The 13,241-nt window shown below is 69.7% G+C and carries 10 protein-coding genes; 9 read left to right on the top strand and 1 reads right to left on the bottom strand.

Going from position 1 to position 13,241, the window contains the following annotated elements; all coding sequences use genetic code 11:
- Positions 1 to 142 precede the first annotated feature (142 nt).
- From OHA21_RS24050 to OHA21_RS24030, 5 genes are all read left to right on the top strand, one after another.
- On the top strand, positions 143 to 1,714 hold the full coding sequence (locus tag OHA21_RS24050) for a methyl-accepting chemotaxis protein (protein ID WP_328477261.1): 1,572 nt from the start codon (positions 143 to 145) through the stop codon (positions 1,712 to 1,714).
- 73 nt (positions 1,715 to 1,787) lie between these two features.
- On the top strand, positions 1,788 to 3,806 hold the full coding sequence (locus OHA21_RS24045) for a TRAP transporter permease (RefSeq protein WP_328477259.1): 2,019 nt from the start codon (positions 1,788 to 1,790) through the stop codon (positions 3,804 to 3,806).
- Positions 3,803 to 4,804 (top strand): TAXI family TRAP transporter solute-binding subunit, encoded by a 1,002-nt coding sequence (locus tag OHA21_RS24040; RefSeq protein WP_328477257.1) that lies wholly within the window; start codon positions 3,803 to 3,805, stop codon positions 4,802 to 4,804. The genes OHA21_RS24045 and OHA21_RS24040 overlap by 4 nt, the downstream gene beginning before the upstream one ends.
- Before the next feature lie 103 nt (positions 4,805 to 4,907).
- Entirely contained in the window at positions 4,908 to 5,402 is a 495-nt protein-coding gene (locus tag OHA21_RS24035; protein WP_328477255.1) for a SigE family RNA polymerase sigma factor, read from the top strand.
- Between the two features lie 10 nt (positions 5,403 to 5,412).
- Positions 5,413 to 6,246: a hypothetical protein gene (locus tag OHA21_RS24030; protein WP_328477253.1), complete on the top strand. Its 834-nt coding sequence runs from the start codon at positions 5,413 to 5,415 to the stop codon at positions 6,244 to 6,246.
- A 15-nt stretch (positions 6,247 to 6,261) separates the two neighbouring features.
- Here OHA21_RS24030 and fxsT read toward each other — a convergent pair whose 3' ends face one another.
- Entirely contained in the window at positions 6,262 to 9,138 is a 2,877-nt protein-coding gene (fxsT, locus tag OHA21_RS24025) for an FxSxx-COOH system tetratricopeptide repeat protein (RefSeq protein WP_328477251.1), read from the bottom strand.
- A 172-nt stretch (positions 9,139 to 9,310) separates the two neighbouring features.
- On the opposite strand from fxsT, the gene OHA21_RS24020 reads away from it, so the two are divergent.
- Genes OHA21_RS24020 through OHA21_RS24005 form a run of 4 tightly spaced genes read left to right on the top strand, consistent with a single transcriptional unit; the run spans position 9,311 to position 13,233 of the window.
- The gene (locus OHA21_RS24020) at positions 9,311 to 10,162 is read left to right on the top strand and encodes an aminoglycoside N(3)-acetyltransferase (RefSeq protein WP_328477249.1); all 852 of its coding nucleotides are present in this window, start codon (positions 9,311 to 9,313) and stop codon (positions 10,160 to 10,162) included.
- Entirely contained in the window at positions 10,159 to 10,356 is a 198-nt protein-coding gene (locus OHA21_RS24015) for an FXSXX-COOH protein (RefSeq protein WP_328477247.1), read from the top strand. The genes OHA21_RS24020 and OHA21_RS24015 overlap by 4 nt, the downstream gene beginning before the upstream one ends.
- 6 nt (positions 10,357 to 10,362) lie before the next feature.
- Positions 10,363 to 11,547, top strand: coding sequence for an FxsB family cyclophane-forming radical SAM/SPASM peptide maturase (locus OHA21_RS24010; RefSeq protein ID WP_328477245.1), 1,185 nt, complete (start codon positions 10,363 to 10,365; stop codon positions 11,545 to 11,547).
- Positions 11,548 to 13,233, top strand: a complete 1,686-nt coding sequence (locus tag OHA21_RS24005; protein ID WP_328477242.1) for an aKG-HExxH-type peptide beta-hydroxylase — start codon at positions 11,548 to 11,550, stop codon at positions 13,231 to 13,233.
- Positions 13,234 to 13,241 lie beyond the last annotated feature (8 nt).

Raw genomic sequence — 13,241 nt, 5'->3', positions numbered from 1 at the left:
CCGAACCGGGCGGCGGCGCCCCGTGGTGGACAGCCGGGGCCGTCTATCAGTCGCGAAAGGCACTAAGGCCCGGGTTGGAGGTGCCGAAGGGGCAGTGGGGGAGGATCGGCCGCGAGGGAAGGGCGTGCCCATGTTCCGGCGCTTGGCTGATCTGCCGCTGGCGGTCAAGATGTTCACCTCGGTGGTGGCCGTGGCGATCGCCTGCGCCTCGGTGATCCTGATCGCGGTCGGCGGGCTGCGGCTCGTCGAGGACCGGTCGAAGACCGTTTACGACCACGGCGTCACGCCCACCCAGCTGCTCGCCAGCCTGCATCAGGACGTGCTGCGCACCCGCATGTTCACGCTGAACTACTTCATGTCCGGCGCCGAGTTCCGGGCGAAGATCACCACGCAGGTGGCGGAACTGGACGAGAAGGTCGCGACCACCTGGCAGAGCTACGCGCCGCTCGCCGCCGACGACGGGGTGGCCACCGCGCTCAAGGCGAACTACGAGAAGTTCGTGCAGCTGCGCGACGACGAGATGCTGCCCGCCGCCAAGAGCAGCGACCTGCCCGGGTTCTGGGCCGGCTGGAACCAGGGAACCGCGGTCTTCACCGAGGTCGACGAACAGTTCGCCGAGCTGGAACAGGCGCACGCGGCGCAGGCTCTCACCGCGATCCAGGAGGTGTCCGACGCCAGGAGTTCGGTGACCACCCAGGTGCTGGTGATCGGCATCCTCGGCCTGCTGGTCGGGCTGGCCGTCGCGCTGCTCGCGGTCCGGGCGGTGGTCGGCCCGGTCCGGCGGGTCACCGACGTGCTGCAGGCGGTGGCGGCCGGCAACCTGACCCGCGACCCGCAGGTGAACAGCCGGGACGAGGTGGGCCAGATGGCCGACGCGCTGCGCCAGGCGACCACGAGCATGCGGGACGCGGTCACCGTGATCAACGACAGCGCGGCGACCGTGCTGGACTCGTCGCGCAACCTGAACTCGGTGAACGACCACCTGGCCGGCGGCGCCGCCACCGCCTCGGACCGGGCGGCCGCCGCCCAGCAGGCCGCCCAGGACGTGGCCCGGCACGTGCACACGCTCAGCGCCGCGGCCGAGGAGATGGGCGTGTCGATCCGGGAGATCGCGACCAACGCGTCGGACGCCGCCACCGTGGCCAACGACGCGGTCAACGTCGCGCAGGAGACCAGCGCCATCGTCGGCAAGCTGGGCGACTCCAGCCGGGAGATCGGCGACGTGGTCAAGACGATCACCAGCATCGCCGAGCAGACCAACCTGCTGGCCCTGAACGCCACGATCGAGGCCGCCCGTGCGGGTGAACTCGGTAAGGGCTTCGCGGTGGTGGCCGGCGAGGTGAAGGAGCTGGCCCAGGAGACCGCGAAGGCCACCGAGACGATCTCGCAGCGGGTCGAGATGATCCAGTCGGACACCGCGAGCGCGGTGACCGCGATCGAGCGGATCTCCGACGTGATCGTGCGGATCAGCGACTACCAGACGACCATCGCCTCCGCGGTGGAGGAGCAGACCGCCACGGCCGGCGAGATCAGCCGCAGTGTCACCGAGGCCGCCACCGGCGCCGAGGAGATCGCCCGCAACATCAGCGACGTGGCCGACGCGGCCCAGGAGACCACGGCCGGCCTGTCCGGTTCGCGGACCGCGGCCCACCACCTGGCCGGCATGGCCGACGAACTGACCGGCGCGGTCCGCCGCTTCGAGATCACCCGATAGGGATCACGATCGGATTTCTCTATAGAAATTCTGTAGTAGTGGGAAACCGGCGGCGGGGACTAATGTCCGGTCCATGGGCGAAGATCGATCTGCCGGTGAGCCAGCCGAGCCGGCAGCGGTGCACTACGACGAGGAGGAGCGGCCGGCCAGGCAATTGACCGGCCGGATCGGCGCATTCGTGTCGATCATTGCGTTCGGGGTCGCGCTGCTGGTCCTCTGGCAGGTGTTCCGGCCGCTCGCCCAGGGCAGTCAGTACTACCTGATCATTTTTCTGGCCGGGACGCTGCCTCTGGTGTTTCTCGCGTACAAATCGGGGGTCGGTAAAGGCCGGGACGTGCCCAGCGTGGGCGACTGGATCATGGCTGCCGTCGCTCTGCTGGTCTGTCTTTATCCGCTGAATCCGTTCGACGGTGGCTACAACGCCTTCCTGAACCGGCAGGGCCTGCTCGAGCCGATCGACGTCATCTTCGGTGCGGTGCTGCTGGTCCTGGTGATCGAGGCGTGCCGGCGGACCACCGGGTGGGCGCTGCCGATCGTGTGTCTGGCCTTCCTGGCGTACGGCTACTACGGCGGCCTGCTGCCCCAGCACCTGCCGGTCGCGCACGCCGGACTCGACTTCGCGCAGATCGTCGACGCCCTCTACAACTCGGGCAGCGGGTTCTACGGCACGCCGCTGGACGTCGCGGCCACGTACATCGTTCTCTTCACCATCTATGGCGCCGTGCTGGACCTCTCCGGCGCCAGCCGGTTCTTCGTCGACCTCTCGGTCGCCGCCTTCCGCAAGTCGCGCAGCGCGGCCGGCCGCACCGCGGTCGCCGCCGGCTTCCTGCTGGGCACGGTCTCCGGATCGGGTACGGCCACCGCGGTCAGCGTCGGCGCGGTGACCTGGCCGATGCTGCGCAAAGCCGGGTACCCGCGGGAGCAGGCCGGCGGAATGCTGGCCGCGGCCGGCGTCGGCGCGATCCTGTCGCCGCCCACGCTCGGCGCCGCCGCGTTCATCGTCGCCGAGTACCTGAACGTCTCCTACCTGACCGTCCTCGGCTGGGCGATGATCCCGACCGTCCTCTACTACCTGGGCATCCTGCTCGCGGTGGAGATCGACGTGCGCCGGTTCGGCGTCCGCGCGATCGACGCGCCGCAGACCAGCGCGTGGCGGCTGCTGGCCCGGTTCGGCTACCACTTCTCGTCGCTCGTGGTGATCGTCGTGCTGCTCGCGCTCGGCGAGTCCGCCACCCGCGCGGTGGTGTACGCGACCATCCTGGCCGGGTTGCTGTCCTTCCTGGACCGGCAGCATTGGATGACCCCGCAACGGATCTTCACGGCGTTGTCGGCGGGTGTCCGTGGGGTCCTGCCGGTCGTCGCGGTCTGTGCCGCCGCCGGCATCATCACCGCGACCACCACGAAGACCGGTCTCGGCGCGCAGCTCGCCTCCCTGCTGGTCAACGGCGCGCAGGCGATCAGCGACAACCCGACGGTGGTGCTGGCGCTGACCGTGGTGCTGGCGGCGTTCGCGCTGGCCCTGCTCGGCCTGGCGGTGCCGGTCACCGCCAGTTTCATCATCGGCTGGGTGATCATCGGTCCGGCCCTGCTCACCCTGGGCGTGCCGGCGCCGGCCGCCGCGATGTTCGTCTTCTACTACTCGGTGCTCTCCGAGGTCACCCCGCCGACCGCCCTGGCCGCGGTGGGCGCGAGCGCGATCACCGGCGGCCGGGCGATCCCGACCATGTGGCAGGCGCTCAAGTATGCGTTGCCGGCCTTCCTCGCCCCGATCGCGTTCGTGCTCACCGACAACGGCGAGTACCTACTCGCCCGTGGTCCGTTCCTGGGCATTCTCTGGACCACCGCCGCGGCCGCCCTAGCGGTGGCCGGCCTGGCCGTGGCGACCGGCGCGTGGGTGCCGGGTGTCGGCCCGGCCGGCACGGTGAGCCGGGTCCTCGCCGGGATCGCCGGGCTCCTGCTGCTCTACCTCGAGCCGATCGCGGTCGGCGCCGGCGTCGCAGCGCTGCTGGTGGCAGTGCTGTTCGCGGCAGTGAAACGTCCCCCCATGGATGAGTTAGCCCTCGCACCAACTCGTTCCCCGGAGGAAGTATGAAGAAGATATTGGGTATCGCGCTGGTCGGCTCGCTGGCGGTGGCCACCGCGGCGTGCGGCGGCCGGCAGGACAGCGCCACGAGCGACACCGGCGGCGACGTCACCTGCGAAGTCGGCCAGGCCACCCGGATCGGCATCGCGACCGGCAACGCCACCGGGGTCTACTTCGCGCTCGGCAACGCGTACGCCGAGCAGATCAACGCGGCCGGCGGCAACCTGCAGGCCACCGCCGCCGAGACCGGCGCCTCGGTGCAGAACATCCAGCAACTGGTCGCCGGCACGTACGACGTGGCGTTCTCGCTGGCCGACACGGCGGCGGACGCGGTGAACGGCACCGGCAGCTTCACCGAGAAGCAGAAGATCGCCGCGCTGGCCCGGATCCACACCAACTACACCCAGGTGATCGTCCGCAAGGCGTCCGGGATCAAGGACGTCGCCGGCATGAAGGGCAAGCGGGTCTCCACCGGCTCGCCCAAGTCCGGCACCGAGGTGATCGCCAACCGGCTGCTGACCGCGGCCGGCCTGAAGCCGGAGTCCGACGTGCAGGCCCAGAAGCTGGACCTCACCAAGACCGTCGACGGGATGAAGGACGGCACGATCGACGCGCTGTTCTGGTCCGGCGGACTGCCCACGCCGGGCATCACCGACCTGCTGACCACCCAGAAGGATCAGGTCGAGTTCCTCGACATCACGCCGTTGCTGCCCGAGATGCAGAAGATCAATGAGGTGTACGAGGAGGGCAGTATCCCGGCGACTGCGTACAAGACCGCCGCGGACGTGAAGACCATCGTGGTGCCGAACTACCTGCTGGTCCGCGACGATCTCGACGCGAACGTGGCGTGCTCGCTCACCAAGACGCTCTTCGACCGCAAGGCGCAGCTGGAACAGGCCAACGCCGCGGCCAAGGAGATCAACGTGCAGACCGCCCGCCAGACCGATCCGGTGCCGGTCCAGCGCGGCGCCGCCAAGGCCCTGGACGACCTGGGCGCACCGCAGTAGCAACGATCGCCGGGAGGCCGGGGGAAAGTTTTCCGGCCTCCCGTGCAACCCCCGCGCCCGCTCGGCTCGTGTATACCGCGACCTGACGGGATGGGAGACCAGCGTGAGCAACCGCGACGAGGCGTTCGCCGAGTATTTCGCGGCCCGGTCGTCGTCGATGCGGGCGACGGCCTTCCTGCTCTGCGGTGACTGGCACCGCGCCGAGGACCTGGTGCAGACCGCGTTCACCCGGCTCTACCTGCGCTGGAACAGGGTGCAGCGGCACGAGTCGCTGGATCCGTACGTGCGCAAGGTGCTGATCCACACCTTCATCGACGAGAGCCGGTGGGGTTGGTGGCGGCGGGAACGTCCACACGAGACCACAGCCGAGACGCCGGCCGCCGACACCGCACCGGACGACCGGGTGATGCTGCTGACCGCGCTCGCCCGGGTGCCGGCCCGGCAGCGGGCGGTGCTGGTCCTGCGCTACTGGCAGGACCTCAGTGTGGAGGAGACCGCAGCGGCCCTCGGCTGCTCACCCGGGACGGTCAAAAGTCAGGCGGCGCGCGGGCTGGAGGCCCTGCGCGCCCTGATCGCCCAGCCCGCCACCGCCGAGTGAGAGGAACGCCGTGGACGAGAACGAGCTGCGCGACGCGTTGCGCACCACCATGACCCGGGAGTCCGAGCCGCCACCGATGGGCTCCGCGGCCGCGCTGGCCACCGCGAAACGGGTCGCGGTCCGCCGCAACCTGCTGGCCGGCACCGCCGCCGCCGTCGCGATCGCGGCGATCACCGCGGCCGCCGTCATCCCGGGACAGAACCTGCTCGGCGGTCCGGGCACCTTCCCGGCCGGGGCGCCGGCCCCGGCGCCGACGGACCATCCGGTTCCGGAGCCCGACGACACCAAGCCGTCGTGGCCGCCGGAGGCCGGCGGGGACGCCACCTACGACAGCGGCGAGCATTTCGAGAAGGGCAAGCTGCTGCTGGACGAGCTGCTGGCGGTGGTCCCCGAGGGCTACACGAAGCCGGCCGGGCAGACGCCGGACGGGCTGCCGCTGCGCAGCCACCAGGCGACCGTCGAGGAGAACTTCGGGGCGTACTCGGCCATCGCGGCGCTCAGCAAGGACGGCGGGACCGGCCGGCTGCTGGCCGAGGTGTACGGTCCGGGCAACGTGCTGCCGATCGAGCCGTGCGAGCTGGCCAAGACGTTCTGGGGGATGGACGGCACCTGTCAGATCGAGAAGGTCGCCGGGAAACGGGTCGGCGTGGTGGTCAAACCCCAGCAGGACGACCGGATCGACCAGTGGGCCGCGTACCGGCACGGGGACGGCACAGTGGTCATCGTGGCGCAGGGGCGGGGCGGCGTCAGCGACGACCCGGCCTACCGGCCGTTGGTCGAAGTGCCGTTCACCGTACGGCAGGTCGCCGCTCTCGCCGCTGCGGATCAATTCCGTCTGGACTGAGATCTGCGCCGATCCTCACGTGGGCGGCGGCTCGATGTCACATTCCAGCCGTTTACCGGCGACCGCGGCCGCCACGTCGGGATGATCGATTCCCAGCAGCGCGGAGAGCCGGTCGATGGCTTCCCGCCTCGAGGTGTCCCGGTCGAGCGCCAGGTTCGCGGCGCACACCCACGTTTCCGGATGCTCGTCGCCGCGTACCCGTCGCAAGTGTTCCAGGGTCGCGGCGCCGAGCTCGACGGCGTCCTTGCGCAGGTGGTGATGTGCCAGGTCGGTGGCGAGCCCGATGGCGGTGACCAGGGTGTGCGGGTGATCCGGCCCCAGCTTGTGCAGTGTCTGCTCGTGCGTCAGCTCATCGATGTGGTACGCGTCCCGCCGCTGGCCCAGCGCCCGCAGCACGACAGCCAGATTCGTCGAGGCGGCCAGGGTGAGCGGGTTCTGCGCCCGGAAGAGCCGCCGATACCGGTCGAGCACCTCGGTCATCAGGCGCCGCGCCCCCACCGCGTCGCCTACTGTCCGCAGTGTGTTCGCATAGGTCATGATCGACGCCAGGGTCAGGTGGTGATCCGGCCCGTACCGGCTCTGACAAGTTCGGTAGTTGTCGGCGGCGATCTCCAGCGCCTCGTGCAGGCGCCCCATCTTGCGCAGCCCGACGGCGACTGCTCGCTGGGCCAGCGCGATGTCGCTGACGTTGTGCCGCGTCATGTTCCGCCGCTGAGTGTCGACAGCCTCCTCGAATCGGGCGAGCCCGAGCAGATCCCAAACCTGGTTGCGGACGGCCACGCGAGTCCGCTCGTTGTCCGGCCCGATGAGCCGGCTGAGGGTCTCGACCAGGGCCGTGTCGATGCGGTGAGCCTCCGCCGGATCACCGAGCAGCCGGAGGTTGATCGCAAGGTTGCCGAGCGCGTCGGTGGCGCGGGTGTCCTCGGACCCGTGCAGCCGGCGCAGGACCTCGACCCTTCGCTGGTCCTCCCGGAGTGCCTCCCGGTAATCTCCCGCGAACCGCAGATAGAACGCCAGCACACCGGCCGTGGCCAGGGTGTCCGGGTGATCAGGGCCGTACGCCTCGCCGGTCCGCAGCAGGTTCAGCAGATCCACGATCATCCGGTGGGACTCGTCGTACGAGCCGAGCGAGCGCAGCGCGTTGGCGAGATGGCGGGTGGCGCGGATCGTCAGTTCGTGTTCAGGTCCGAGTCCACCCGTTACCTCGTCGGCCTGCCAGGCATCGACCGCCGCGCGTCCCAGCCGGGCGGACGCCTCGAAGTCGCCGATCCGCTCCAGGTACCGGATCTGATCGAGCACGGCCACGCGGGCCGCGATCTCGGTGGAGAGGTGTGCGCCCGAGGTGACGAGGTGAGGACCGATGTCGGCATGCTGGGGCCAGGTCCGCGAGTCGTCGGGTTTGCCGGGATTGGCGACGGCCAGCAGCCGGTGTACGTCGAGGCGGCGGATGCCGGCGTCCGGCTCGCTGAGACTCTCCCGCACCATGACCTGAACCAGCCGGTGCATCTGGAGTTGCTGACCGTCGGTACTCACCAGCCCGTACCGGCCCAGCAGCAGCGCCAGTTTGGTCAGCTCCGGCGTGCGGTAGAGGGCCCGGCCCAGTGGCGGGGTGACCTCGGCGCCCCGGCCGGAGTGCAACAGGTAGATCGGTACCGGGGAGGGCGCCATGAACGCCAACAGCTCCAGCAACTGGGCCGCTGCGACCGATTCCGAGCGGAGCCGGCCGGCGGCGACCTTGACGAACGTCGCCACGGTCGTGGTCCGTGACCCCGGCCGCAGCCCTGCCGCGAGCAGTTCGTCCAGGTGCTCCGCGAACAACCGCAGGTACTCGGCCAGCGGCATGCCCGTGGTGGTCTGCATCGCGCAGACCTGGTCGACCGCGAGAGGGAGATCGCCGAGTCGCTCGGCCAGCGTGTCGCAGTCGTCAGCGGGTGCTGTGACGCCCCACTCGCGCATGAAGGCGATGCTCTCGGCCCGGGTGAAGACGCCGACGCTGAACGGGGTTCCGGTCGCCGAGGCCCAGGCGTAGTTTCGCGACGTGACCACCACATGTCCGCCGGCCGCGGGGAGGAGCGCGCTGAGATCCGACGGCTGATCGGCGTTGTCGTAGATCAGCAGCCAGCGCAACGCGCTCTCCTCGAGCGCGGTCAGCAGATCGCGGACAGTCTGCCGCATGTCATTCGAGGGACTGATGCCCAGTTGATCGCCGAGCCCCGCCAGGGCGGCCATCGCCTGTGACGGCTCCTCGGCCGGCACCCACCACACCAGGTCGTACTCGGTCGCCCACTGATTGACGTACTGCAGGGCGAGCTGGGTCTTTCCCACACCACCAAGACCCACCAGGGAGAGCGGCATCCGGTGTTGACCGGTGAGCACCGCTCTGATCTTGGCGAGCAACTCCTGACGACCGGTGAAATGCCGGGCCGGAGCGGGCACATTGGTCAGGATCGCGCCGGATGACGCCGTGGATGCCGGCGGTGGAGCGGCGGGTCGTTGGGTGACGACGAAGTCGTTGCGCACGTGGACCGGGATCACCGAGGTGGGGCCGTCATCGGCGGCGAGCCACAGTTGATGGAACCGGCGGACCTCATGATCGGGATCGTGGCCGGTCACCGACCATTCGGCGAGTTGCCGTACCACGCATTCGACTTTGACCCACTTGGGCAGACCGCTGCCCCGCAGCATCGCGCTGATCGTCTCGTGGCTGACGGTGTCTCGCATGTCCTCGCGGTCACGGATGGCCACGCTGATGCGCCGAGCCCCCGGTTTGCCGGCTGCCCGGTGGAGCTCGTGCAACGCCTGCAGAAGATCACCCAGAGGGCCTTCGGTGACAGTGCCCGGCTGCGGTGCCATCGCCACGAACCGCCCCCGCTCGTCGGAACCGAACGTCAACTACCGTCAAGTTTTGCCAGATGCCGGAAGTCCATTGGAAGGCCATCCGTCAAAAGTCGTCAACTTCTGCGGTAGGGCGGCAGAAGCGGGTTCCACACTCGCCGCGGAAACGACGATAAGGGTGTCGCCGTAAAGTGCCGCGACGGGCTCGCTCCCGTCGGAAGGAGTCCAGATGACGTTACCCGGTGCGCCGCTGCGGACACGTGAATCACTCACGCGGGAATTCACGTCGTTCGGTGTCCGGAGTGATGACATCCTGCTCGTGCACAGTTCGCTTCGCGCGATCGGCTGGGTTTGCGGTGGGGCCACCGCGGTTGTCCAGGCACTGCTCGACGCCGTCGGTCCGGGCGGGACGATCGTCGTTCCGGCCCAGACCCCGGACAATCGAGATCCCGCGCGCTGGTCACACTGGGCAGTCCCGCCGGACTGGTGGGCCACCATTCGTGATCATCTGCCCGCATTCGAACCGGAGCTGACGCCGAGTTCCGGGATGGGCGCGATCGCGGAACGGGTGCGGACGTGGCCGCATTCTGTCCGAAGCGGACACCCGCTGACCTCGTTCGCGGCGGTCGGCCCGGCGGCCGGGGTGCTGATGGCCCGGCACGATCTCGAATCCCTGCTCGGCGACGGCTCGCCGCTGGCCGCGCTCGAGGATGCCGATGCGAAGGTGCTCCTGCTCGGGGTGGGGTTCGAGAAATGCACGGTATTCCACCTCGCGGAGTCCCGCCTGACGGACTTACCCGCCGTGCAGTTGTCGGCCGTGGTTCGAACCGAAAAGGGGCGTGAGTGGGTAGGATACGAAACGACCGGGCTCAGTGATCATGATTTCGGTGACCTGGGCGCCGACTATGAGGCCTCGTCCGATAAGTGCGGCTCCCCGCGTCGAGGGATGGTCGGCGCAGCGACGAGTCGTCTTTTCCCCGTTCGCGAAGCGGTGCGTTTCGCGGAAAGCTGGTTAGCCCTCCGGCGGCCCGTGTGCCCGGACCCGCGTCCTGGCACGGGCGACGAAAGCGAGAAACGATGACGCTACCCCATGCCCCCTCCATCGAGACCGGACTCGTGCGTGTGGCCGATGTGCCGCTCGACGACCTCCTGGCTCTGCGGAGAGACGGCGACACGGCGCTCGACCACTGCCTGCGCCGTGTGGTCGAACGTGCGGCATCCGGGAAGCCGGAGAGTGTCGCGGCCTTCAACGCGGCACCCCTGCGCCGCTCCTGAGCTGCCGTGACCACCAGCTTCCCCGGCCGGCCGGGCGAGCAGCCCGGTACGACCGACGGCGAACTGTCGTTCCGGCAGTTCATCGTCAAGGTGCACAGCCGGTGCAACCTCTCCTGCGACTACTGCTACGTCTACCACCACGTGGACCAGAGCTGGCGGGACCGGCCGATGGTGATGAGCGACCGGACGATCTCGGCGCTCGCCGACCGGATCGGTGAGCACGCTGCCGCCCACGTCCTGGACGAGATCTTCGTCGTACTGCACGGCGGGGAGCCGCTGCTGGCCGGTCCGGCGGCCATCGAGAACGTCATCCGATCGGTTCGGGCACGGGTGCCGGACCGGACCAAAGTCCGGGTCTCGCTGCAGACCAACGGCACACTGATCGACGACGCGTACATCGAGGTGTTCAACCGGCATGGAGTGGACGTCGGCGTCAGCATCGACGGGGGCCGGGACGCGCACGACCGCCACCGGCGCTACGCCGACGGGCGGCCGAGTTTCGGCCTCGTCGAGCGGGGTTTGAGCCGGTTGAAAGCCGGCGGCGAAATCTGGACCGGCCTGCTTCATACGATCGATCTCGCGAACGATCCGATCCGGACCTACGAGGACCTGGTCGGTCTCGGCCCACCGGCGATAGACCTCCTGCTTCCGCTCGCCAACTGGGTCTACCCACCGCCCGGTCATGATCCGGTGTCGACTCCGTACGCGGAGTGGCTCATCGCGGTGTTCGATCGATGGTTCGACGCGCCGGTCCGGGAGACCGGCATCCGGCTCTTCGAGTCGATCATCATGGTGATCCTCGACGGGGGCAGCGACACCGAGGCGATCGGTCTCGACTCGCCGGCCGCGATCACCGTGGAGACCGACGGGAGCATGGAGGTCACCGATGCGCTGAAGACCACTGCTCCCGGCTTGGGCGCGCTCGGGATGTCCGTCCACCGTGACGCCTTCGACAGAGCCGCGCGCGATCCGGCCGTCCGGGCGACCCGGCGGGTGGCCGAGAACCTGGCGACCGGATGCCAGATCTGCCCGGTGCGCGACGTCTGCGGTGGTGGTCAGTTCTCGCACCGTTTCGGTCCGGACGGCGGCTTCACTCACCCGTCGGTCTACTGCCGGGACCTGTATCGCCTGATCACCCACATCAGGCGCCGACTGGTGGAGGCTCTCAAGGACCGCGAAAGGCGACGCTGAATGCGGGAGTACGTCCTGACCGACGAGCAGTACCGCAGTCTGGCCGAAGGCGGCGGCTCGCCGGACGCCGTCGGTCTGCTGACCGAGGCGCAGCTCTCCCACCGCCGTCTCTGTCTGCTCGCCGTCGCGGAGAAGCGGGATTCTCTTCCGGTCGCGGTCCAGGACGCGCTCGCTCTGGTGATGGAGATCGAGAGAGCGTCCCGCGCAGCAGTGCTCAACCTGCTGCGTTACCCGTTCCTCGACGCCTGGTTCGCGTCCCTGGCGTCCGCGCTCGCCGGCGGATCACCCGACGAGCAGGTGCTCACCCGGGCCGGTGCCCATCTGGGTGCCCTGGCTACCGGCGCCGCGATCGCGGCGGGTGCGGCTTTCGAAACCGTTCTCGTCTGCACCGGATCTGATCTCCTGCTTCCGGCGGTCGGGACAGCGATCGGGATCGGGCCGGCCGAGGTCCCGGTCCGGTGCGACGGCGCCACGGTACTGATCGGAGGCTCTCTCGAACTTTCGCTGCCCTGCGCCGAACCGGTGCCCGGGTGGCGTCCCGCCCGCCACGTCCCGGTTCCGGGTCACGTGCTGGAGATCATCGATGCGGACCCGTGGCGCGACCGCTTCCCGGTATCCCCACTGGGCCCGCTGTCCGGTCCGGACGCGGCGCGGCTGGACTGCCTGGTGCGTGACGCCTGGCAGTTGCTGGACGCCGAACAGCCCGCGCACACGGCAGGCATGCGCATCGCTCTGCGGGGGCTCGTGCCGATGCAGACCCCGCCCGGCGCCGCCCAGGTGAGCGCCTCGGTGCGGGGCTGCTTCGGCGCGATCGGGTTGTCGGTGGCCGACGACGCCCAGACGCTGGCGGAGATCCTGGTCCACGAGTTCCAGCATGAGAAGCTCGGCGCGCTCCTCGACCTCGTGGACCTCTGCGCCGAGGGCGGCCGAGCGCGCCACCATGCCCCGTGGCGGCCCGACCCCCGCCCGGCTGAGGCGCTCATGCAGGGCATCTATGCCTTCTCCGGGGTGGCCGGCTTCTGGCGAGCTCGCCGAGGGCAGTCGGCGGATGCCGATTTCCGGTACTTCACCTGGCGTGACCACGTGGTCTACGCGTTGGCTCAACTACTGCGTTCCGGCGAGTTGACCCCGGAGGGCCGGCGATTCTTCCGGGTACTGGAGGCGACGCTCGCAGCATGGCGCGACGAGGCACCGACGCCGGCGGCGATCCGGCTCGGCACGGCCGCAGCCCACTTGTCGTGGCGTCTCGCCCACCACCGTCCCCAGCCGGCCGACGTCTCCGGTCTCGCGGCGGCGTGGTGTGCGGCCGTACCCCCGCCCGCCGCCGGACCGCCCGTTGTCCGGGACGGAACCGTTCCGGCCCTGCTGGCCGGCCTGCTCGAGGAACAGGCCTACCGGGGCCGGGCCGAGCGCGCTGACGTCACCCGCGCCGAGCAGGCCGTCCTGCACGGCGATCCGGCCGCCGCCTTGCGCGTCCTGCCGGCACCGGGCGACGACCGGGACTGGACCGCGGCCGCCGTGGCGCTGTACGCCCAGGAAGGTGAGAGAGCGGTTGCCTACCGGCGACCGGACCTGCTCCGAGCGGTCTTCCAGCATCTCGACAGGGACGGACGGCGGCCCGGCCTCACGGCTTTGCACGCATGGCTGACCGACGTGCCGGACGTGGGAACGGAGATCACCGGTTGACCGGTCCG

The organism is Actinoplanes sp. NBC_00393 (assembly GCF_036053395.1).
Taxonomy (GTDB): domain Bacteria; phylum Actinomycetota; class Actinomycetes; order Mycobacteriales; family Micromonosporaceae; genus Actinoplanes.
This window is presented reverse-complemented; position numbering and strand designations above follow the sequence as displayed.

Bases quoted from the DNA above. Each gene is read 5' to 3' on its own strand.
- OHA21_RS24015 (WP_328477247.1), top strand. From the start codon at position 10,159: ATGACGCTACCCCATGCCCCCTCCATCGAGACCGGACTCGTGCGTGTG.
- OHA21_RS24045 (WP_328477259.1), top strand. From the start codon at position 1,788: ATGGGCGAAGATCGATCTGCCGGTGAGCCAGCCGAGCCGGCAGCGGTG.
- OHA21_RS24040 (WP_328477257.1), top strand. From the start codon at position 3,803: ATGAAGAAGATATTGGGTATCGCGCTGGTCGGCTCGCTGGCGGTGGCC.
- OHA21_RS24020 (WP_328477249.1), top strand. From the start codon at position 9,311: ATGACGTTACCCGGTGCGCCGCTGCGGACACGTGAATCACTCACGCGG.
- OHA21_RS24005 (WP_328477242.1), top strand. From the start codon at position 11,548: ATGCGGGAGTACGTCCTGACCGACGAGCAGTACCGCAGTCTGGCCGAA.